Origin of the sequence: Psychrobacter sp. TB20-MNA-CIBAN-0197, assembly GCF_040309765.1 — a bacterium.
GTDB classification, from domain to species: Bacteria; Pseudomonadota; Gammaproteobacteria; order Pseudomonadales; family Moraxellaceae; genus Psychrobacter; species Psychrobacter submarinus.
On record NZ_JBEOPC010000543.1, the window covers coordinates 1 to 274 of the forward strand.

At 43.1% G+C, this 274-nt stretch carries 1 protein-coding gene; it reads right to left on the reverse strand.

What is annotated here, in order from left to right; all coding sequences use genetic code 11:
* Positions 1-260 (reverse strand): helicase-related protein (locus tag AAEY83_RS14875; protein ID WP_351060100.1); only part of this gene is annotated, 260 nt, incomplete at its 3' end.
* Between the last annotated feature and the right edge of the window lie 14 nt (positions 261-274).

Consider the following 274-nt stretch of genomic DNA (forward strand, 5'->3'; position numbering starts at 1 on the left):
ATGTATGGCAGTTCAAAGTTAATTACAAATCTAAGTGTTGGAATATCTAAGCCACGTGCGGCTACATCGGTAGCAACTAATACACGGGTAATGCCTTCTTTAAAGTTTTGTAGTGCGCGGTCGCGTGCGCCTTGTGATTTATCACCATGGATTGACTCGGTTTTTAAACCGTCTTTACACATTTCTTTAGCCAGTTGGTCGGCCATTTGTTTGGTGCGAGTAAAAATAAGCACTTGGCGCCAATTTTTCATGCCGATCATGTGCGATACCAGCT